We start from the raw sequence: 18,060 nt of genomic DNA, 5'->3' as shown, positions 1-18,060 counted from the left end.
AATAAGTCAAGGATGCTCGCGGGGGCCGCCCCCGTCAACCCGGTTCACCCGTACAGCTAGACGTGACACGCGGCACCCGGCCCGGTAGCGCCCCGTCACCGATGCGCCACGAGTCGGAGAAACCCGTTGTCGGGTACCGAGAAAGGGGATGTGTCGCACGCGCAGCGGAATCGCGGGACGGCGGAGAGTGACCACGATCAAGGGGCAGCTTCACCTTGTTAGCCGAATCGCGGACAAGGGATCCGCACCTAGCCTCTCCTGGTGACGCCAGTTCTCTCCGCATTCACCACCCGCACCACCGTCGAAATCCGTGCCGTTTGCCTGGACATCGACGACACGCTGATTGACTACGACGGATCGGCGAGAACCGCGTTGACCGCCCTTGTCGGACATGACGGCGCATGGCCGGCATGGCAGCGCACCACCGACGAGCATGTCGCCCGCGCCATCTCCGGCGAGTTCGACTACGACACCATGCGCTGGCAGCGCACCAAGGCCTTCTTCGCCGTGCTCGGCGAACACCTCGACGACGCCGAGGTGCGCAGGCGCGAAGACTGCCGCCTCGCCGTCATGGAACGGTCCTGGCGCGTCTTCGACGACACCCTGCCCCTGCTCGACTGGCTGCGCGCCAGCGGCATCAAGGTCGCCGCCGTCACCAACGCCTCCGGCTCCCGGCAGCGCGCCAAGATCGCCGCCGTCGGACTGTCCGAATTCTTCGACCGCGTCGTCATCGCAGGTGAACTGGGCGTCGCCAAGCCCGACCCGGTGATATTCCACACCGCCTGCCTCGACCTCGACGTGCTGCCGGCCGAGACCGTGCACGTCGGCGACCGCCTCGATCTCGACGCCATCGGCGCCCGCGACGCCGGCATGCACGGCGTGTGGCTCAACCGCGACGGCGCCGACCACCAGACCGCGCCCGACGGAGTGTGGACCATCAACAGCCTCGCCGAGCTCCCCGAGCTCCTCGTCTGCGAGCTCACCACCCCCGGCGTCGACGGCCTCTGACCTGCGCGATCGGCCGACCCCCGGGGGCGATTTCGTGATCGGGCCCGTCATGGTCTAGTATTCATTCCGGCAGGGCGGACGGCCTCCAGCTACACCAAAGCTGATCCAGAATGCCAATGGGGTATGGTGTAATTGGCAGCACGACTGATTCTGGTTCAGTTAGTCTAGGTTCGAGTCCTGGTACCCCAGCGTGAGGCACCCAAAGCGATGTGCTAGGGTACCTCCCGGCAAGAAAACTAAGTCCTGGCCCCGTCGTCTAGCGGCCTAGGACGCCGCCCTCTCAAGGCGGTAGCGCGGGTTCGAATCCCGTCGGGGCTACGCGAAAGATCGGGAGATCCCTGTGCGGTGTGACCGCACAGGGATCTTTCGCATTTTTACACTGGGGCTCGCGCCCCAGACCCCCAGGCAGGGCGGGCTTCGCCCCCCTGCACCCCCCACTCTCGGTTAGAGGCTCTGAGAGCGGAGGGGTGCGGCGCCGGAGGGGGGCTCGCTGCGCATCGCCGGCTGTGCCAACTAAGCGCGCGTCTGTGGGATCAGAGGCGGTTTTGGAGGGCTTCGGCGGCGGCTAGGAGGTCTGCGGCCCAGCGGCCGCCGGGGCGGCGGCCTATGCGGTCTACGGGGCCGGAGACGGAGACGGCGGCGATGACGGTGCCGGAGGAGTCGCGGACGGGGGCGGAGACGCTGGCTACTCCGGGCTCGCGTTCACCGACGGATTGGGCCCAGCCGCGGCGGCGCACTTCCAGGAGGGTGCGCTCGCCGAAGAGGGCGTCGGTGAGAAGGGCGCGCTGGGTGGGGGAATCGGCCCAGGCGGCAAGGACTTTGGCGCCGGAGCCTGCAGTCATGGGGAGGCGGGCGCCTACGGGGACGGTGTCGCGGAGGCCGGAGGGGGGCTCGGCGGCGGCGACGCAGATGCGTTGCATGCCATCGCGGCGGTAGAGCTGGACGCTTTCCCCGGTGATGTCGCGGAGGCGGGGCAGGACGGAGCTCGCGGCGTCCAGGAGGGGATCGGTGGCGCCGCCGGCCAGTTCGGCCAGGGCGGCGCCGGGGCGCCAGCGGCCGTCGGAACCGCGGCGCAGCAAGCGATGCACCTCAAGGCCTACGGCGAGGCGGTGCGCGGTGGCGCGGGGAAGACCGGTGCGGTTACAGAGTTCCGCCAGTCCGCAGGGGTCCTTGGCGACGGCGCTGAGCACCGCCACCGCCTTGTCCAGAACGCCGATCCCGCTATGCTGTCCCACGTCGCGATACTAGCTTCCCGCGATGTGGGAAGTCCAGCCGCGCCACCATCTGAGAATCCCGATCTGACACCGACATCCCCGAAGGGGGAGGAGACCATGGGCCGCACGCTCGCGGAGAAAGTCTGGGACGCGCACCTGGTGCGCAAGGGCGACGGAGCCGAACCGGACCTCATCTACATCGACCTGCACCTGGTGCACGAGGTCACCAGCCCGCAGGCCTTCGACGGACTGCGGCTCGCCGGCCGGAAACTGCGCAGGCCGGACCTGACGATCGCCACCGAGGACCACAATGTTCCTACGGTGGACGTCGAACTTCCCATCGCGGACCCGGTGTCGCGGACCCAGGTGGAGACGCTTCGGCGCAACTGCGCGGAGTTCGGCGTCCGCCTGCACCCGATGGGCGACGCGGAACAGGGCATCGTCCACGTGGTGGGCCCGCAGCTGGGCCTGACCCAGCCGGGCATGACGGTGGTGTGCGGGGACAGCCACACCTCGACCCACGGCGCGTTCGGCTCGATCGCCTTCGGCATCGGCACTTCCGAGGTCGAGCACGTGATGGCCACGCAGACGCTGCCGCTGCGGCCGTTCAAGACGATGGCGGTCAACGTCAACGGCGCGCTGCGCCCGGGCGTCACGTCCAAGGACGTGATCCTGGCGGTGATCGCGAAGATCGGCACCGGCGGCGGGCAGGGCTACATCCTGGAGTACCGGGGCGACACCATCGAAGCGATGTCGATGGAAGCCCGCATGACGGTCTGCAACATGTCGATCGAGGCGGGCGCGCGCGCCGGCATGATCGCGCCGGACGACGTCACCTTCGACTACCTCAAGGGCCGCCAGCACGCGCCGAAGGGCGCGGACTGGGACGCGGCGGTCGAGTACTGGCGTTCCCTGCGCACGGACGAGGACGCGAGCTTCGACTTCGAGGTCGACATCGACGCCGACGCGCTGACGCCGTTCGTCACGTGGGGCACGAATCCGGGACAGGGCCTGCCGCTGGGCGCCTCTGTGCCGGACCCGGAGGACATCGGCGACGAGAACGCGAAGGTGGCGGCGCAGAAGGCGCTGGCGTACATGGGCCTGGAGCCGGGCACGCCGCTGCGCGAGATCCACGTGGACACCGTCTTCCTCGGTTCCTGCACCAACGGCCGCATCGAGGACCTCCGCGCGGCGGCCGACATCCTCAAGGGCCGCAAGGTCGCCTCCGACGTACGCATGCTGGTGGTGCCCGGTTCGATGCGGGTGCGCGCGCAGGCGGAGTCCGAGGGACTGGACAAGGTCTTCACGGAGGCGGGCGCCGAGTGGCGGTCCGCGGGCTGCTCCATGTGCCTTGGCATGAACCCCGATCAGCTCAAGCCGGGCGAGCGCAGCGCGTCGACCTCCAACCGCAACTTCGAGGGCCGCCAGGGCAAGGGCGGCCGAACCCACCTGGTGTCGCCGCTGGTCGCCGCGGCCACCGCGGTGCGCGGCACGCTGTCGGCCCCGGCCGACCTGGACTGAAAAGCAGAGGTGTAGACCGATGGAACCCTTCACCAGCCACACCGGGGTCGGCGTCCCGCTGCGCCGGTCCAACGTGGACACCGACCAGATCATCCCGGCCGTCTACCTCAAGCGGGTCACCCGCACCGGATTCGAGGACGGGCTGTTCGCGGCCTGGCGCGCGGACGAGAACTTCATCCTCAACCACGAGCCCTTCCGTGCCGGCAGTGTTCTGGTCGCGGGCCCCGACTTCGGCACCGGCTCGTCGCGCGAGCACGCCGTCTGGGCGCTGATGGACTACGGCTTCCGGGTGGTGCTCTCGTCCCGGTTCGCCGACATCTTCCGCGGCAACGCCGGCAAGCAGGGCCTCGTGGCGGCGCAGTGTGAGCAGTCCGACATCGAACTGTTGTGGAAGCTGCTCGAGAACGACCCGGGCGCGGAGGTCACGGTCGACCTGAGTGCGAAGACGGTCCGCGCCAAGGACTTCTCGGCCCCCTTCCAGATCGACGACTACACCCGTTGGCGCCTGCTGGAAGGGCTCGACGATATCGGCCTGACCTTGCGAAACGTCGATGCGATCGGGGAATTCGAGGGCGGCCGCCCGACTTGGCTGCCCACAACGAACCCCGTCACCGCGGGCTGATCTGCGGGGCCGCCGGGACGGGTTTCCGGCGGCCCTTGAACCCTCCCTCGCCGCTTCGAAAACCGGGCTTATGTCCCCCGGTGGGGCGGAACCAACGCGCCAGCAACAAAAAAATGGGCGTGGCGCGTGGAAATTCTTGGCGCGTTGGCTTACCGTGTGCCTGAAGTGGCCCAACTACGGGCCGATAGTGTCCTGGGAGGGACTGAAGTGAACAAGGCCCAACTCATTGAGGCTCTGGCCGAGCGTCTCGGCGACAAGAAGGCCGCCAGCTCGGCCGTCGACGGCATCGTCGACATCGTGGTCCGCACCGTCCAAAAGGGCGAGAAGGTCAACGTGACGGGCTTCGGTGTGTTCGAGAAGCGGGCCCGTGCCGCTCGCACCGCTCGCAACCCGCGCACCGGCGAGACCGTGAAGGTCAAGAAGACCAACGTTCCCGCTTTCCGCGCCGGCACGACGTTCAAGGACGTCATCAGCGGCGCCAAGAAGCTGCCGAAGGTTGTCGCCGCCAAGCCGGCCGCCGCCGCCAAGGCGACCACGACCGCCGCTGCCGCCGCGAAGCCGGCCACCACCACGCGTCGCACCGCTGCCGCCAAGCCGGCCGCTGCCGCCGCGAAGCCGGCCACCACGCGTCGCACCGCTGCTGCCGCCAAGCCGGCCGCCGCGGCCGCGAAGCCCGCCACCACGCGGAAGGCCGCTCCGAAGCGCACCACGGCCGCCGCCAAGCCGGCCGCTGCCGCCACCGCTGCCGCGAAGCCGGCCGCGACCAAGGCCGCGCCGAAGAAGGCCGCGCCCGCCGCCGCCAAGAAGGCCGCGCCGAAGAAGGCCGCTGCCGCCAAGAAGTGACCATGCGCGGCCGAGTCACCCGCTCGGCCGGGCGTGTTCTCAAGAAGTAGTCGCGAATCCGGCGCACGACCCGCGCGTGCCGGTTCGGAAGCAGGGGCCCGTGCATCCAGCATGGGCCCCTGATCCATTTGTGGGGCCCGAAGAATAGGGAAAACCCCAGCGCCCCAGGAGTTGTCACCACAACCCCTGGGGGGCAAGGGGTCCCGCAGACCCCAGGGCTAGCGGCCGGAGGGTTTCGGCAGCGGGGTGGGAAAGTAGTCGGCGGCGACCAGTCGCGGCTCCCGGCCGCTGGTCGGCGGCCGGAACGACAGCAGCCAGAAACTGGCCTTCTTGCTGGCGATCTCGTCCAGGCGAACGCCGTTCATGTCGGCCAGACGGGCGACGACATCGGGGATGACGCCACCTTGGCTGCTCACCACGGGAGTGCCGCCGGCGGCCACGATGTCCAGCAACCGGGCCACGCCGGCGGACGGGCTGACCCAGTAGCTCTCCTCGGACAGCAGCGGCTCGCTGCGGATGTCCAGGCCCAGCCCGGCCACTGTGTCCACGCACCGCGTCCTCGGCGCGGCATGGACGCGATCAGCGCCGAACAGCGGCAGAAGCCGTGCCAGTGCGTCGGCCTGCCGTTGCCCGGAAGGGCTCAGCGGCCGCAGGTCGTCGTCGCCCGCCCACTCGTCGCGCTTGCCGGCCTTGGCGTGCCGGACCAGCAACAACGTGCTCAGACGCGGGGGCAGCGCGACGAACTCCTTCAGCACCACGCGGTCGTGCTGGTAGCGAAGGAGATCCCCGGCGGCTCGGGGGGAAACCCATTTCAGCCGGTCGACCTCGTCGTTGGCCTCGAACTCGCCGCCGATGAAGCGGGCCGAGAAGTAGTCGACGACCTTCGCCTTGCCGTCCACCGTGTATTCGGCGGACGGCAGACGGCGGCCCAAGGTGATGGAGAAGCCGGTCTCCTCCAGCACTTCTCGAACCGCTGCCGCCGGCGTCGTTTCGTCAGCGTCCAATTTTCCCTTGGGCAGTGACCAATCGTCATATCGTGGTCGATGCACCACAGCCACTTCGACCTGCTCGGTCACACTGCTGGGACGCCACACAACGGCGCCGGCGGCTCGGATAGTCACACCTGCTGTTCCTTCGCACTGTGGAGTTTCATCAGTTCCACCTGGTGATCGCGAACGCGGGAACCGTCCGCGGGGGACGGATCCCAGTTCCCGTCCGAGGTGAGCTCCCAACACCGGGTGGCCGGATCCATCGTCGAATCCAGCACGCTGTCCAACTGCGCGACCAGTTTGCGGTCGGTCACGTTCACCAGCACCTCGACCCGGCGGTCCAGATTGCGGTGCATCATGTCCGGGCTGCCGATCCACAGTTCGTCCGAACCGGCGAACCGCACGATCCGGGAGTGCTCCAGGAAACGTCCCAGGATCGACCGGACCTTGATGTTCTCCGACAGACCGGGCACGCCCGGCTTGAGCGCGCAGATGCCGCGCACGATGACCTCGACCGGCACACCGGCCTGCGACGCGCGATACAGGGCGTCGATGACCTGCTCGTCCACGAGCGAGTTCACCTTGAGCCGCACACCGGCGGGACGGCCGGCCCGCTGGTGCTCGATCTCCTGCTCGATGCGCCGCACGATGCCCCGCCGCACGCCGTAGGGCGCGACCATGAGGCTGCGGTAGTTCTCCTGGCGGGCATAGCCGGTCAGCACGTTGAACAGATCCGTGAGGTCGGCGCCGATCGTCGGCTCCGCGGTCAGGATGCCCACGTCCTCATACAGCCGCGCGGTCTTCGGGTTGTAGTTGCCCGTGCCGATGTGGCAGTAGCGCTTGATGGACGAGCCCTCCTGGCGGATCACCAGCGCCGTCTTGCAGTGCGTCTTCAGGCCGACCAGGCCGTAGACCACGTGCACGCCGGCCTTTTCCAGCGCACGGGCCCACTTGATGTTGGCCTCCTCGTCGAACCGCGCCTTCAGCTCGACCAGGGCCACCACCTGCTTGCCGGCCTCGGCCGCGTCCATCAGCGCGTCCACGATCGGCGAGTCGCCGGAGGTGCGGTACAGCGTTTGCTTGATGGCCAGCACGTTCGGGTCGGCGGCCGCCTGCTCGATGAAGCGCTGCACGCTCGTGGAGAAGGAGTCGTAGGGGTGGTGCACGAGCACGTCCCCGTCCCGCAGCGTCGCGAAGACGCTGCGCGGCGTCTCCCGCTCGGCGAACGCGGGATGCGTGGCCGGCACGAAGGGCGGGTCCTTGAGCTCCTTGCGGTCCACGCCGTACACCTGCCACAGGCACGACAGGTCCAGCAGACCGGGAACCTCGACGACCTCCTCGGGCTCCACCTCCATCTCCCGCAGCAGCAGGCGAAGGACGTGGTCGGTCATGTCGTCGCCGACCTCGAGCCGCACCGGCGGCCCGAAGCGCCGCCGCGCCAGTTCCCGTTCCAGGGCCTTGAGCAGGTCCTCGTCCTGGTCCTCCTCGACCTCGAGGTCGGCGTTGCGGGTGATGCGGAAGACGTGGCACTCGATGATGTCCATGCCGGCGAACAGCTCGCCGAGGTGCGCGGCGATCAGTTCCTCCAGCGGCAGGAACGTCGCGGTGCCGCTGCGCCGGTCGGCCTCGACCCGGATCAGGCGCGGCACGTTGTCCGGCACCTTCACGCGGGCGAACTGCTCGGGACCGCCCTCGGGCGAGCGCACGGTGACGGCCAGATTCAGCGACAGGCCCGAGATGTAGGGGAACGGGTGCGCCGGGTCGACCGCGAGCGGTGTGAGGACGGGGAAGACCTGCTCGCTGAACAGGTTGGACAGCCGCAGTTGGTCGTTCTCGTCCAGATCGTGCCAGGACACGATGCGCACGTTGTGCTGTTCGAGTCCGGGGCGGATCTCGTTGAGGAACGCCTTGGCGTGTTGGTCGACCAGTTCCTGGCTGCGGGCGGCGATCCGGCTCAGCTGCTCGCTCGGCGTCAGGCCGTCCGCGCTGCGCACGGTGAGGCCGGTCTCGTCGCGGCGCTTCAGTCCGGCCACCCGCACCATGTAGAACTCGTCCAGGTTCGACGCGAAGATCGCGAGGAACTTGGCCCGCTCCAGCAGCGGCTGCGAGGCGTCCTCGGCCAGCGCCAGCACGCGGGCGTTGAAGTCCAGCCACGACAGCTCGCGGTTGAAGTAGCGGTCGTCGGGCAGGTCCGTCTCGTCGATGTCCCGCGTGGCGGCCGGCGGCGTGATGACGCGGGGATGCTGCTGGCCCTCGAAGGGGCGCGGCCGTCGGGTGCGTTCAGCCGGCGGAACCGGCGTCACGACGGCGGTCTTGTTCTCGGTCAGCGGCGCGATTTCGGCCTTTGCTTCCACCACGGGCGAGACGGTGGCACGGGTGCGCGGCGTTCTGGTCCGTGGCTTCGCGGCCGCGGTTTTGGCGGCGGGCTCAGCGGCGGCCGGCTTGGCCGCAGCCGGCTTGGCAGTAGCTGCCTTCGCTGCCGGGGCTTTGGCCGTGGCGGGCTTGGCGGCGGCTGGTGTGGCCGTGGCCGCTTTGGTGGCCTGCGCCTTCGGCTTGGCCGCGGCCGCGGGCTTGGCGGCCGGCTCCTTAGGGATGGCCTTGGCCCGGCTGCGGGTCGTGCGCGCCGGCGCGGATTCCGCTTCCGGCTTGGCGGCACGGGACCGTGTCGCGCGGGGTGTGGTCGCCGGCTCGGCCGGGGATTCGGCCTTCGCGGTGCTGCGCCGCCCAGCGGGCGCAGGGGTCTCCGCCGCGGCCTTGGCGGTGGCCGCGGTGCTACGGGTGCTCGCTCGCCTGGGGGTCGCTCGTGGCTGCCGCGCCCCGGCGGTGGCGGGCTTGGTCTGCTCGGCCGTGGCCTCGTCGTTGGTTTCCGTACGCACGGAGGCCATTGTTCCCCAGCGCGAACGAAAAGGCGCTGCCCGCGAGGAACGACACGGTGAACACACAGAGCTACGAGGGGGGCTGCCAGACAAGCTAGGAGGGCGGGAACATCCCGACAATCACACCGTTCTCGCGTCGCAGCGTGACCCGCTGCCCAGGCCGGGGCGCACGCCAGCCGCCGGCCGAAACCGCCGCCGCGGGCACGTCGACCAGCAGACCGTCGTCCCGCAGCACGATCGCCGAACCGTCCGGTGTGACGGTGTGCACGGTGGCCTGTTCCACACCGAGCAGCCTAGCGCGGTCCACTGTGGATCAGGCCGACAGCCGGAACCGACGCCCGGTGCGCTGCCCGAGGCCGAGCCCGGCGGCCACCTCCAAGTCTTCCTCGGTGTCCACGTCGCACCGCAGTGACGGCCAGTCCCCGACGAGCTCGACGGCCCCGGACTCCCGGTGCGCCTGCGCCGATCCGACGCCGAACCGCGGGTCCAGCGGTTGGCCGGGCGCGCCGATGAGCAGCGTCGTGCCGGTGCCCTGGCGATCCGGAACGAACGCCCGCTTGTCGCCGGCGGCGGCGATCGCGGCGGCCAGTTCCGCCGATCGCAGCGCCGGAAGGTCCGCCTGCAACGCCCCGACGTGCCGGCCCAGCATCGACGCCCCGTGCCGGTACGCCTCGTTCAGACCCGGCTCCGCCTCGGCCACGCACCGAATTCCCTCGGCCCGCAACACCGCCGTCAGCATGAGATCGGACGTGACGACCACCACGTCGCGCACGCCGTCGGCCCCGGACGCGGCGGTGATCGTGTCCAGCACGACCGCCACCACCAGGTCGGCATGGGCCAGCGGGTCGCCGATGCCGCCGTCGGCCGCGCCGACCAGCCGGGACTTGGCCCGGTCCAGCCGCTTCACCGGCACCACGAGGTCGAGGTAGCTCCGCACCCCTCCATCATGCAGACTCGGGCCGACGATTTCGAACGTGAGGGAGAGCGATGCGCAAGGAGAAGGGCGGGCCGTGGATCAGGATGTGCGCCATCGTCCTGTATCCGACGGTGAAGCTGCTCGCCCGTCGGGTGATCAAGGGGCCGAAGCTGCCCCGGCACGGCGGCGTGCTGCTGGTGATGAACCACGTCTCGCACCTCGACCCGGTGTTCGACGCCATCCTTGTGCACAACAACGACCGGGTGCCGCGCTTCATGGCCAAGGCCTCGCTGTGGAAGGTCCCGGTGCTCGGCAAGGTGATGGCCGGCGCCGGCCAGATCCCGGTCTTCCGGCCCAGCGGGGAGGCCGCCAAGGAGAGCCTGCGCGCGGCCAAGGACAGCCTGCGCGCCGCCAGTGAGGGCCTGGAGCAGGGCAAGCTGCTGGTGATCTACCCGGAGGGCACGATCACCAAGGACCCGGACGGCTGGCCGATGGCGCCGCGCACCGGCGTGGCCCGGCTGGCGCTGGCCAACGACGTGCCGGTGATCCCGGCCGCCCGCTGGGGCACCCGCGACCTCTACGACGGGTACAGCAAGAAGTTCCGGCCGTTCCCGCGCAAGAAGGTCGTCTCGATCCTCGGTGAGCCGATCGACCTGTCGGCCTACCGGGGCCAGCCGGCCACCGCGCAGGTGCTGCGCGAGGTGACGGATCTGCTGATGGGGAAGGTCAAGGAGCTCGTGGCGGAGGCCCGCGGCGAGCAGGCGCCCGAGGGTTTCTTCTCCCCGGTCAAGGCCGAGAAGAGCGGGGACTGACGTGGAGCTGCAGCGCATCGCGGTGCTGGGGGCCGGGTCGTGGGGGACCACGTTCGCGAAGGTGCTCGCCGACGCGGGCCGCGACGTCGTGCTGTGGGCGCGCCGGCCGGAGGTGGCCGACGAGATCACCGAGCAGCGGCTGAACACCGGCTACCTGCCGGGCATCCGGCTGCCGGAGACCCTGCGGGCGACCGCCGATCCGCTGCTCGCGTTGGACGGTGCGGAGGCGGTCGTGCTGGCGGTGCCGAGCCAGACGCTGCGCGCCAACCTGGCCGCCTGGCGCGGGTCGCTGCCGGCCGGGGTGACGCTGGTCAGCCTGGCCAAGGGCATCGAACTGGGCACCGGCAAGCGGATGAGCGAGGTCGTGGCCGAGGTCGCGCAGGTGCCGGCCGACCAGGTGGCCGTGGTGTCGGGGCCGAACCTGGCGCGGGAGATCGCCGCGCAGCAGCCGACCGCGACCGTCATCGCGTGCACGGATCACGAGCGTGCGGTGGCGGTGCAGCGCGCGAGCGCCAACGGCTACTTCCGGCCGTACACCATCACCGACGTCGTCGGCTGCGAGCTCGGCGGCGCGTGCAAGAACGTCATCGCCGTGGCGTGTGGCATCGCGCACGGGCTGGGCTTCGGCGACAACACCATGGCCTCGCTGATCACCCGTGGCCTGGCGGAAACCGCTCGCCTGGGCGCGGCGCTCGGCGCGGATCCGCTGACCTTCGCCGGTCTGGCCGGCCTCGGCGACCTGGTGGCCACGTGCGCCTCGCCGCTGTCCCGCAACCGCACCTTCGGCGAGCGCCTCGGCCAGGGCGAAACGCTGGCCCAGGCCCAGGAGGCCACGCACGGGCAGGTGGCCGAGGGCGTGAAGTCATGCTCCTCGATCAAGGCCCTCGGCGAGCTGCACGGGGTCGACATGCCGATCACCGACGGCGTGCACCGGGTCTGCCACGTCAGCCTGAATCCGCGCCAGATGGCGGCGGAATTGCTGGGACGGGCGCAGAAGGCAGAGCGTTCATGACCGAGTGGGGCGACGGCACGCGGTGCGTGCACGCGGGTGCGGCCGAACCCGTTGCCGGGCAACCGTTCCTGGCCGGGCCGGTGCTCGCCGCCCCGTTCCACCTTGGCGCGGACGACTTCTACGGCCGGGCCGGCAACCCCACCTGGCGGGCGCTGGAGTCGGCCATCGGCGCGCTGGACGGCGGCCTGTGCACGGTGTTCCCGTCCGGCATGGGCGCGATCACCACGCTCCTGCGGACGGTGTTGTCTCCGGGCGATGTAGTAGTCGTCCCCGCCGATGGGTACTACCTCGTGCGGACGTTCCTCGCCGAGTTGGACGTCCAGGCGCGCGAGGTGCCGACCGTCGGCCCGTGGACGCCGGAGGTCGTGGCCGGCGCACGGTTGGTGCTGCTGGAAACGCCGTCGAATCCGGGCCTGGACGTGTGCGACATCAAGGCGATCGCCGAGCTGGCCCATGCCGCCGGCGCGCTGGTCGCCGTGGACAACACGACGGCCACGCCCATCGGTCAGCGGCCGTTGGAGCTCGGCGCCGACATCTGCGTGGCCAGCGACACCAAGGCCGTCGCCGGCCACAGCGATGTCCTTTTCGGACACATCTCGGTGACCGACGAGGCGCTGGGGGCGGAGTTGCAGCGGCAGCGGTCGGTCAGCGGCGCGATCCCCGGCCCGTTCGAGACGTGGATGGTGCACCGCGGGCTGGGCACGCTGGACGTGCGGCTGGCCCGGCAGGCCGAGAACGCCGCCGCGTTGGTGGCCAAGCTGCGCGGGCACGAGGCGGTGGCCAACGTGCGCTGGCCGGGATCGCCGGAGGACCCCTCCTACGCGATCGCCTCCCGGCAGATGCGGCGGTTTGGCGGCGTCTTCACGTTCGAGCTGGCCTCGGCCGACTTGGTGGCCCGGTTCCTGGCCAACAGCCGGCTGGTGGCCTCGGCGACCAGCTTCGGCGGCCTGCACAGCACCGCCGACCGGCGGGCCCACTGGGGCGACCCGGTGCCGGAGGGGCTGCTCCGGTTCTCCGCCGGACTGGAGGATTCCCACGATCTGGTCACCGACGTGGTGGGTGCGCTTGACCGGGCGCTGGAGTCGCCGGTTCAATAGGCGGCATGTTGCTGCGTGCCATGACCGAACGACGGGGTCACATCGACCTCTGTCGGGTCTGTGGCGCGCTGTGTCTTCCTCGGTGATCTGCCCGCGCACTCACCCGCACCCGTAGGAAGACACCGATCTCATGTTCGCCGTTCCGGAAAACACCGTGCTGTCGGCCGCCCGCGTGGCTCCGCAGCAGCCCACCAAGATCCTCCGCGAGGTCCTCGCCGACCGTTCGAGCTGGGCGCATCTGCTGCGCTACGACCCGGTCGAGCGCTGGACCGCGCTGGTGCAGAGCACGTCCCGCTACGAGGTGTGGCTGATGAGCTGGCTGCCCGGGCAGGGCGCCGAGCTGCACGACCACGGCGGCGCCGAGGGCGCGTTCACCGTGGTCCAGGGCGTGCTGACCGAGGTGGTCGGCCGCCCCGGCCACGCCGCCCAGGCGCTGCACGTGCTCAACCAGGGCCAGTCCCGGGTGTTCGGGCCGAACTACGTGCACCAGATGCGCAACGAGGGCATCGACCCCGCGGTGAGCATCCACGTGTTCGGCCCGACCCGGCAGCGCATGACGCCCTACCGCTTCGACCCGGTGCAGGGCCCCGTCACCGATTGAGCACGTGCTCCGGCACGGGCAGCGGTGAGTCCGGCTCGGGCTTGCCCCAGGCCGTGGACAGCGGCAGCACCCCGGCCCAGGCGGTGTTGGCCTCGACGTCGAAGTCCTCGTCGGCCGGCGGGGCGTTGCGGATCTTCACCGACGCCTCGGTGAGGTCCAGGGCCAGCACAACGGTGGCGGCCAGCTCCTTCTTGTTGGGCAGCCGCGCGTGGTCCCACGACCCGGGCGCGAGGTGCTCGGTGACGACTTCGAGGCCGCGCAGCTTCTCCTCGGGGTCGTCCACCAGCCGGGTGGTTCCGAGCACGCAGGCGCTGCGGTAGTTCATGGAGTGGTGCATGACCGAGCGGGCGTAGACGATGCCGTCGACGATCGTCACGGTGACGCAGACCGGGCCGGGGCCCATGCTGCGTGATCCGGTGGATCCGTGCAGGTAGAGGGTGTCGCCGTCGCGGCCGTAGCCGGTGGGCAGCACCACCGGCGCGCCGTCGAACAGCACACCGAGGTGGCAGATCAGGCCGGAGTCGAGCACGTCGTCCAGCGCCGCGCGGTCGGTGGCGGCGCGTTCCCGATGTCGGTTGACGACGGTCCGTGGTGTCGGTGACAGTGGTGGTCGGCTCACGTCACCAGCATCGACCGGCAAGTGGCATCATGAAAGAGCCACTGCTTCCCGAATTGAGAAGGCCACTTTGCCGGAGTCGGACGACGCCCTGCTCATCACGCTGGACCGCGAGGCCCGCACCCCGCTGGCCGTGCAGCTGGCCGACGCCCTGCGCGCGGCCGCGGCGGCCGGGCAGCTGCGGGCCGGCGACCGCCTGCCGTCGACCCGGACCATGGCCAGCCACCTCAAGGTCAGCCGCACCGTCACCGCCGCCGCCTACGACCAGCTGCTGGCCGAGGGCTGGATCGTCGGCAAGCACGGCTCCGGCACATACGTGACGACCGCGCCGCCGGGATCCTCGCCCGTGCCGTCCGGTCGCCCCCGCACCGACGCCCCGTCGCCGGACCTTGTTTCCCTGGAACTGGGCCGGCCCTGGGTCGGCGGCCTCGACCGTGCCGCCTGGCGTCGGGCGTGGCGGGCCGCCGCCGACAACGAGCCGTTGGTACGGCACCATCCGGCCGGGCTGCCCGAATACCGCGAGGCGGTGGCCGAACACCTGCTGCGGCATCGGGGTCTGACGATCCGAGGAGGGCTCGCGACCGAAGCCGTGCTGGCCACCGGCGGCACCAGCGCCGCCGTCGCCGAGTTGGCGGTCAGCGTGTTCCAACCCGGCGACACCGTCGCCGTGGAGGAACCCGGTTACCGGCGAACGGTCGAGGCATTGAAGGCCGTCGGCGTCCAGGTGCTGCCGGCGCCGCTCGACCGCGACGGCATCCTGGTCGACCAGATCCCGTCCGGCATCCGGGCCGTCTACTGCTCGCCGGCGCACCAGTACCCGCTGGGCAGCCGGCTGCCGGCGGCCCGTCGCGTGGCGCTGGTGGAACGGGCCCGCCGCGAGGGCTGGCTGATCATCGAGGACGACTACGACGGCGAACTCCGCTACGACGTGGCCCCGCTGCCGCTGCTGGCCGCGTTGGCGCCGGATGTCGTCGTGCATCTGGGCACCACCAGCAAGATCCTCACCCCGACGCTCGGCGCCGGTTGGCTCGTCGGGCCGCCGGAGGTCGCCGGCACGCTGCTGGCCTACCGGGAGCGCACCGGCACCGGACCGGCCCCGGCCGGGCAGCGGGTGCTGGTCGAGTTGGCACGCAACGGAGATCTCGGCCGGCACCTGCGGCGGCTGCGCCGCGAGCTGTCCGAGCGGCGGGTGCTCGTGGTGGAAACCCTTCGTGCGGCCGGGATTCCGGTGCTCGGCGACGACGCCGGCTCGCACGTGGTGGTGCTGCTGCCGTCCATCGAGAAGGAACGTTCGGTGGTGCACCAGGCCACCCGCCTCGGCGTCCGCATGGACGGCCTCGAACGCCATCACACCGGGCCGTCCCGTTGGCACGGCGTCGCGATCGGCTACACGGCCTGCTCCCGTGACCAGCTCATCAGTGTCCTGCCGCCGCTCATCGACCTCCTCACCACGTAGCCGATGAGGAACAGCAGGCTCAGCGCGGGCATCGGGTAGCCCAGCGCGTAGCCGATGGCCAGATCGGCCAGCGGCACCAACGTGATCGCCGCGAACACCCACCCCGGCGCGGTCGGCAGCTTCGCGTACAGGGGAGTGCGACCCCAGGGCTTGGCGACGGAAACCCAGGCCTGGAAGGCGATCGCGCCCGCCATCAGCGCCGCGCCGATCGGCATCAGCACCGTCGGATGGCCCTCGCGCAGCGCCGGCGCCAGCACGAAGATGCCCAGATACAGCTGCACCGTCGAGATGGCGAACTTGGCCAGAACCCACCAGTGCTTGAAGAATCCCCACGCCGTGGCGGCGGCCAGCATGAAACCCGTGAATGTGGACACGTTCGCCGCCTGCGCCAACAAGGTCATGTCCAGCCGGTTGGCCATGGCCACCGCCGCCGGCAGCTGCGCCGGACGGGCCAGTCCGAACGTGAGCAGGCTGACCAGCGCCAACGCCTGCGCGAGCCAGCCCACGCCGGACACCACGTGCAGCCACAGCGCCAGCTGCCGCCATCTTTTTGCCGTCATGCCAACAACTCTGGGGCGGGCTGGGGCGTCTGACATCCGTGAGCACCCCTAGGTGGGAGGGCAGCGATGTCGACAGGCGCAGACAGCTCCGGGTGTGAATTCACCACGGAGAGCGACAATTTGGTGGCCCAGCGCCACCCTTCGGCCAGCCGGGTATGGTCGCTGCCTATGAACCAGCCCAGGATTCGCGTCGCCGTGGTGTTCGGCGGCCGCAGCACCGAGCACGGCGTGTCGTGCGTGTCCGCCGGCAGCGTGCTCAGACACCTGGACCGGGAGCGCTACGAGGTGGTGCCGGTCGGCATCACCACCGAGGGCGCCTGGGTGCTGGGCTCGGCCGACCAGCTCGCCGTCACCGGCCGCACGATGCCCGAGGTCGACTCGGGTGCGGAGCTCACGCTGGTCAACCACAACCTGATCGCGCTGGAGCCGGCCCGCGGCGGCGAGGCGCTGGCGGAGGTCGACGTCGTCTTCCCGGTGCTGCACGGCGCCTACGGCGAGGACGGCACCATCCAGGGCCTGCTGGAACTGGCCGACATTCCGTACGTGGGGCCGGGTGTGCTGGCCAGCGCGGTGGCCATGGACAAGGAGTACACCAAGAAGCTCCTGCTGGCCGAGGGTCTGCCGGTCGGTCCGTACGCCGTCGTGCCGCGCCGCGAGAAGACGCTGGCGCAGGCCGAACGCGACCGGCTCGGGCTGCCCGTGTTCGTGAAGCCGGCCCGCGCCGGCTCCTCCACCGGCATCACCAAGGTCACGTCGTGGGACGACCTGGACGCGGCCATCGAGTTCGCGCGGGCCGTCGACCCCAAGGTGTTGGTCGAGGCGGCCATCGTCGGCCGTGAGATCGAGTGCGGCGTCCTCGAGTTCCCCGACGGCCGCGTCGAGGCCTCGCTGCCGGCCGAGATCCGCATGATCAGCGACACCGTCGACTGGTACGACTTCGACTCCAAGTACCTCGACACCGACGAGGCCTGCGAGTTCGACATCCCGGCCAAGCTGGACGACGACGTCACCACCCGGCTGCGGGAGATGGCCGTCAGGGCGTTCACCGCCCTGGACTGCCAGGGCCTGGCCCGCGTCGACTTCTTCGTCACCCCGGACAACCAGCTGGTGATCAACGAGCTGAACACCATGCCCGGCTTCACCAACGTGTCCATGTACCCCAAGATGTGGGCCGTCACCGGCCTCGACTACCCGACGTTGCTGACCACCCTCGTCGAGACCGCCATCGCCCGCGGCACCGGCCTCCGCTGACCGTCACCACCCCCATCTTCATGCAGGGAAGGACGCCTTACCCTCGTTCAACGAGGGTAAGGCGTCCTTCCCTGCATGAGGATTGGGCGGGGTCAGCCCGGATTGGGGGCGACCGGTTGCGCGGGCAGGGTGGCGGTGACCGCGGCGGACACGGCCTGCACCGGACCGGTGCCGGTGTCCTTGGCCTCCGTGAGCGCGATGTACACCGAGCGGTCGACGACGTAGTGGGTCACCGTGCCGGCGTCGCCCACGACGTCCAGCCACTGCACGCCGTTCACGCCGCCCAGCTGCGCGGTCTGCGTCAGCTCGGGTGGACGGCCGATGCCGCAGCGCAGGACGATGGGCTCGTGCTGCGCATCGCCCCAGGCGACGGTGGCCGGCGGGGCGGGCTTGGCCAGCTCACGTCGCGGCACCGTGGCGCCGGCGTCGGTGATCTGCTGCGGCAGCGCCTTGATCAGGTCGCCGCACGCCGGCTTGCCGGCATCGGGCGCGTCGATGGAGACCAGCGCCAGCGGGCCGGTCCTGTCGCTCTGGTCGCCGGACGGCGGCGCCGCGGCCGGCCCGCCGATCACGCCGATCGCCGCCACGACGACGGCGAGCAGCGCCGGCAGGCCGATCGCGGCGGCCAGCACGGGCTTGGACGGGGTGGCGCTCACCCCGCTACTC

Annotated in this window: 18 protein-coding genes and 2 tRNA genes; 12 read left to right on the top strand and 8 right to left on the bottom strand. The window is 70.6% G+C overall.

Annotation, left to right across the window (positions count from 1 at the left end; genetic code table 11):
* The first annotated feature begins 261 nt into the window (after nt 1-261).
* The 3 genes from AB0M73_RS27200 to AB0M73_RS27190 all read left to right on the top strand — a co-directional run bounded on the left by AB0M73_RS27200 (nt 262) and on the right by AB0M73_RS27190 (nt 1,326).
* Nucleotides 262-1,008 (top strand): HAD family hydrolase, encoded by a 747-nt coding sequence (locus tag AB0M73_RS27200; protein ID WP_052395711.1) that lies wholly within the window; start codon nt 262-264, stop codon nt 1,006-1,008.
* Between the two features lie 117 nt (nt 1,009-1,125).
* Nucleotides 1,126-1,197: transfer RNA gene (locus AB0M73_RS27195), tRNA-Gln, on the top strand.
* A 56-nt stretch (nt 1,198-1,253) separates the two neighbouring features.
* Nucleotides 1,254-1,326: transfer RNA gene (locus AB0M73_RS27190), tRNA-Glu, on the top strand.
* A gap of 215 nt (nt 1,327-1,541) precedes the next feature.
* Here the strand turns inward: AB0M73_RS27190 and AB0M73_RS27185 are convergent.
* Entirely contained in the window at nt 1,542-2,243 is a 702-nt protein-coding gene (locus AB0M73_RS27185) for an IclR family transcriptional regulator (RefSeq protein WP_052395712.1), read from the bottom strand.
* Nucleotides 2,244-2,339: 96 nt separating this feature from the next.
* Here AB0M73_RS27185 and leuC point away from each other — a divergent pair, with 96 nt between their 5' ends.
* From leuC to AB0M73_RS27170, 3 genes are all read left to right on the top strand, one after another.
* Complete coding sequence (leuC, locus tag AB0M73_RS27180) at nt 2,340-3,743, top strand: 3-isopropylmalate dehydratase large subunit (protein ID WP_043722677.1); 1,404 nt, start codon at nt 2,340-2,342, stop codon at nt 3,741-3,743.
* 19 nt (nt 3,744-3,762) lie between these two features.
* Entirely contained in the window at nt 3,763-4,365 is a 603-nt protein-coding gene (gene leuD, locus AB0M73_RS27175; protein WP_043722680.1) for a 3-isopropylmalate dehydratase small subunit, read from the top strand.
* 207 nt (nt 4,366-4,572) lie between these two features.
* Nucleotides 4,573-5,208 carry an HU family DNA-binding protein gene (locus AB0M73_RS27170; protein ID WP_043722681.1) on the top strand — a complete coding sequence of 212 codons (636 nt, stop codon included), beginning with the start codon at nt 4,573-4,575 and terminating at the stop codon, nt 5,206-5,208.
* A gap of 218 nt (nt 5,209-5,426) precedes the next feature.
* Here AB0M73_RS27170 and AB0M73_RS27165 read toward each other — a convergent pair whose 3' ends face one another.
* From AB0M73_RS27165 to cofC, 4 genes are all read right to left on the bottom strand, one after another.
* Entirely contained in the window at nt 5,427-6,323 is an 897-nt protein-coding gene (locus AB0M73_RS27165; RefSeq protein WP_363895913.1) for an NUDIX hydrolase, read from the bottom strand.
* 2 nt (nt 6,324-6,325) lie between these two features.
* Complete coding sequence (locus AB0M73_RS27160; protein WP_363895812.1) at nt 6,326-9,073, bottom strand: RNA degradosome polyphosphate kinase; 2,748 nt, start codon at nt 9,071-9,073, stop codon at nt 6,326-6,328.
* Nucleotides 9,074-9,167: 94 nt separating this feature from the next.
* Entirely contained in the window at nt 9,168-9,356 is a 189-nt protein-coding gene (locus tag AB0M73_RS27155) for a hypothetical protein (RefSeq protein WP_043722684.1), read from the bottom strand.
* Between the two features lie 30 nt (nt 9,357-9,386).
* Entirely contained in the window at nt 9,387-10,010 is a 624-nt protein-coding gene (gene cofC, locus AB0M73_RS27150; RefSeq protein WP_363895808.1) for a 2-phospho-L-lactate guanylyltransferase, read from the bottom strand.
* A gap of 50 nt (nt 10,011-10,060) precedes the next feature.
* Between cofC and AB0M73_RS27145 the strand changes: the two genes are divergently transcribed.
* The 4 genes from AB0M73_RS27145 to AB0M73_RS27130 all read left to right on the top strand — a co-directional run bounded on the left by AB0M73_RS27145 (nt 10,061) and on the right by AB0M73_RS27130 (nt 13,511).
* A complete protein-coding gene (locus AB0M73_RS27145; protein ID WP_363895805.1) occupies nt 10,061-10,801 on the top strand; it encodes a lysophospholipid acyltransferase family protein in 741 nt (246 codons plus the stop codon).
* Nucleotides 10,802-10,808: 7 nt separating this feature from the next.
* Nucleotides 10,809-11,813, top strand: coding sequence for an NAD(P)H-dependent glycerol-3-phosphate dehydrogenase (locus AB0M73_RS27140; RefSeq protein ID WP_084581422.1), 1,005 nt, complete (start codon nt 10,809-10,811; stop codon nt 11,811-11,813).
* Nucleotides 11,810-12,910: a cystathionine gamma-lyase gene (locus tag AB0M73_RS27135; protein ID WP_363895802.1), complete on the top strand. Its 1,101-nt coding sequence runs from the start codon at nt 11,810-11,812 to the stop codon at nt 12,908-12,910. Before AB0M73_RS27140 ends, AB0M73_RS27135 begins: the two co-directional genes overlap by 4 nt.
* 130 nt (nt 12,911-13,040) lie before the next feature.
* The gene (locus AB0M73_RS27130; protein ID WP_043722696.1) at nt 13,041-13,511 is read left to right on the top strand and encodes a cysteine dioxygenase family protein; all 471 of its coding nucleotides are present in this window, start codon (nt 13,041-13,043) and stop codon (nt 13,509-13,511) included.
* Here AB0M73_RS27130 and AB0M73_RS27125 read toward each other — a convergent pair.
* Nucleotides 13,501-14,130 (bottom strand): pyridoxamine 5'-phosphate oxidase family protein, encoded by a 630-nt coding sequence (locus AB0M73_RS27125; RefSeq protein WP_363895799.1) that lies wholly within the window; start codon nt 14,128-14,130, stop codon nt 13,501-13,503. The genes AB0M73_RS27130 and AB0M73_RS27125 overlap by 11 nt on opposite strands.
* Before the next feature lie 67 nt (nt 14,131-14,197).
* Between AB0M73_RS27125 and AB0M73_RS27120 the strand changes: the two genes are divergently transcribed.
* Nucleotides 14,198-15,583: a PLP-dependent aminotransferase family protein gene (locus tag AB0M73_RS27120; protein WP_363895796.1), complete on the top strand. Its 1,386-nt coding sequence runs from the start codon at nt 14,198-14,200 to the stop codon at nt 15,581-15,583.
* Here AB0M73_RS27120 and AB0M73_RS27115 read toward each other — a convergent pair.
* Entirely contained in the window at nt 15,514-16,143 is a 630-nt protein-coding gene (locus AB0M73_RS27115; protein ID WP_363895793.1) for a hypothetical protein, read from the bottom strand. The two genes, AB0M73_RS27120 and AB0M73_RS27115, sit on opposite strands and share 70 nt — an antisense overlap.
* 168 nt (nt 16,144-16,311) lie before the next feature.
* Between AB0M73_RS27115 and AB0M73_RS27110 the strand changes: the two genes are divergently transcribed.
* Nucleotides 16,312-17,394: a D-alanine--D-alanine ligase family protein gene (locus AB0M73_RS27110; protein WP_363895790.1), complete on the top strand. Its 1,083-nt coding sequence runs from the start codon at nt 16,312-16,314 to the stop codon at nt 17,392-17,394.
* A gap of 92 nt (nt 17,395-17,486) precedes the next feature.
* Here the strand turns inward: AB0M73_RS27110 and AB0M73_RS27105 are convergent, their stop codons facing one another.
* Nucleotides 17,487-18,050, bottom strand: coding sequence for a DUF3515 domain-containing protein (locus AB0M73_RS27105; RefSeq protein WP_363895787.1), 564 nt, complete (start codon nt 18,048-18,050; stop codon nt 17,487-17,489).
* Nucleotides 18,051-18,060 lie beyond the last annotated feature (10 nt).

Source organism: Kutzneria sp. NPDC051319, assembly GCF_040682195.1.
GTDB lineage: Bacteria > Actinomycetota > Actinomycetes > Mycobacteriales > Pseudonocardiaceae > Kutzneria.
The sequence above is the reverse complement of the archived record's forward strand: the minus strand, read 5'-3'. Positions and strand labels throughout refer to the sequence as shown.

Excerpts from the sequence above, each read along its gene's own strand:
- leuC (WP_043722677.1), top strand. The coding sequence starts at position 2,340 with ATGGGCCGCACGCTCGCGGAGAAAGTCTGGGACGCGCACCTGGTGCGC.
- AB0M73_RS27145 (WP_363895805.1), top strand. The coding sequence starts at position 10,061 with ATGCGCAAGGAGAAGGGCGGGCCGTGGATCAGGATGTGCGCCATCGTC.
- AB0M73_RS27130 (WP_043722696.1), top strand. The coding sequence starts at position 13,041 with ATGTTCGCCGTTCCGGAAAACACCGTGCTGTCGGCCGCCCGCGTGGCT.
- AB0M73_RS27110 (WP_363895790.1), top strand. The coding sequence starts at position 16,312 with ATGAACCAGCCCAGGATTCGCGTCGCCGTGGTGTTCGGCGGCCGCAGC.
- leuD (WP_043722680.1), top strand. The coding sequence starts at position 3,763 with ATGGAACCCTTCACCAGCCACACCGGGGTCGGCGTCCCGCTGCGCCGG.
- AB0M73_RS27135 (WP_363895802.1), top strand. The coding sequence starts at position 11,810 with ATGACCGAGTGGGGCGACGGCACGCGGTGCGTGCACGCGGGTGCGGCC.
- AB0M73_RS27115 (WP_363895793.1), bottom strand. The coding sequence starts at position 16,143 with ATGACGGCAAAAAGATGGCGGCAGCTGGCGCTGTGGCTGCACGTGGTG.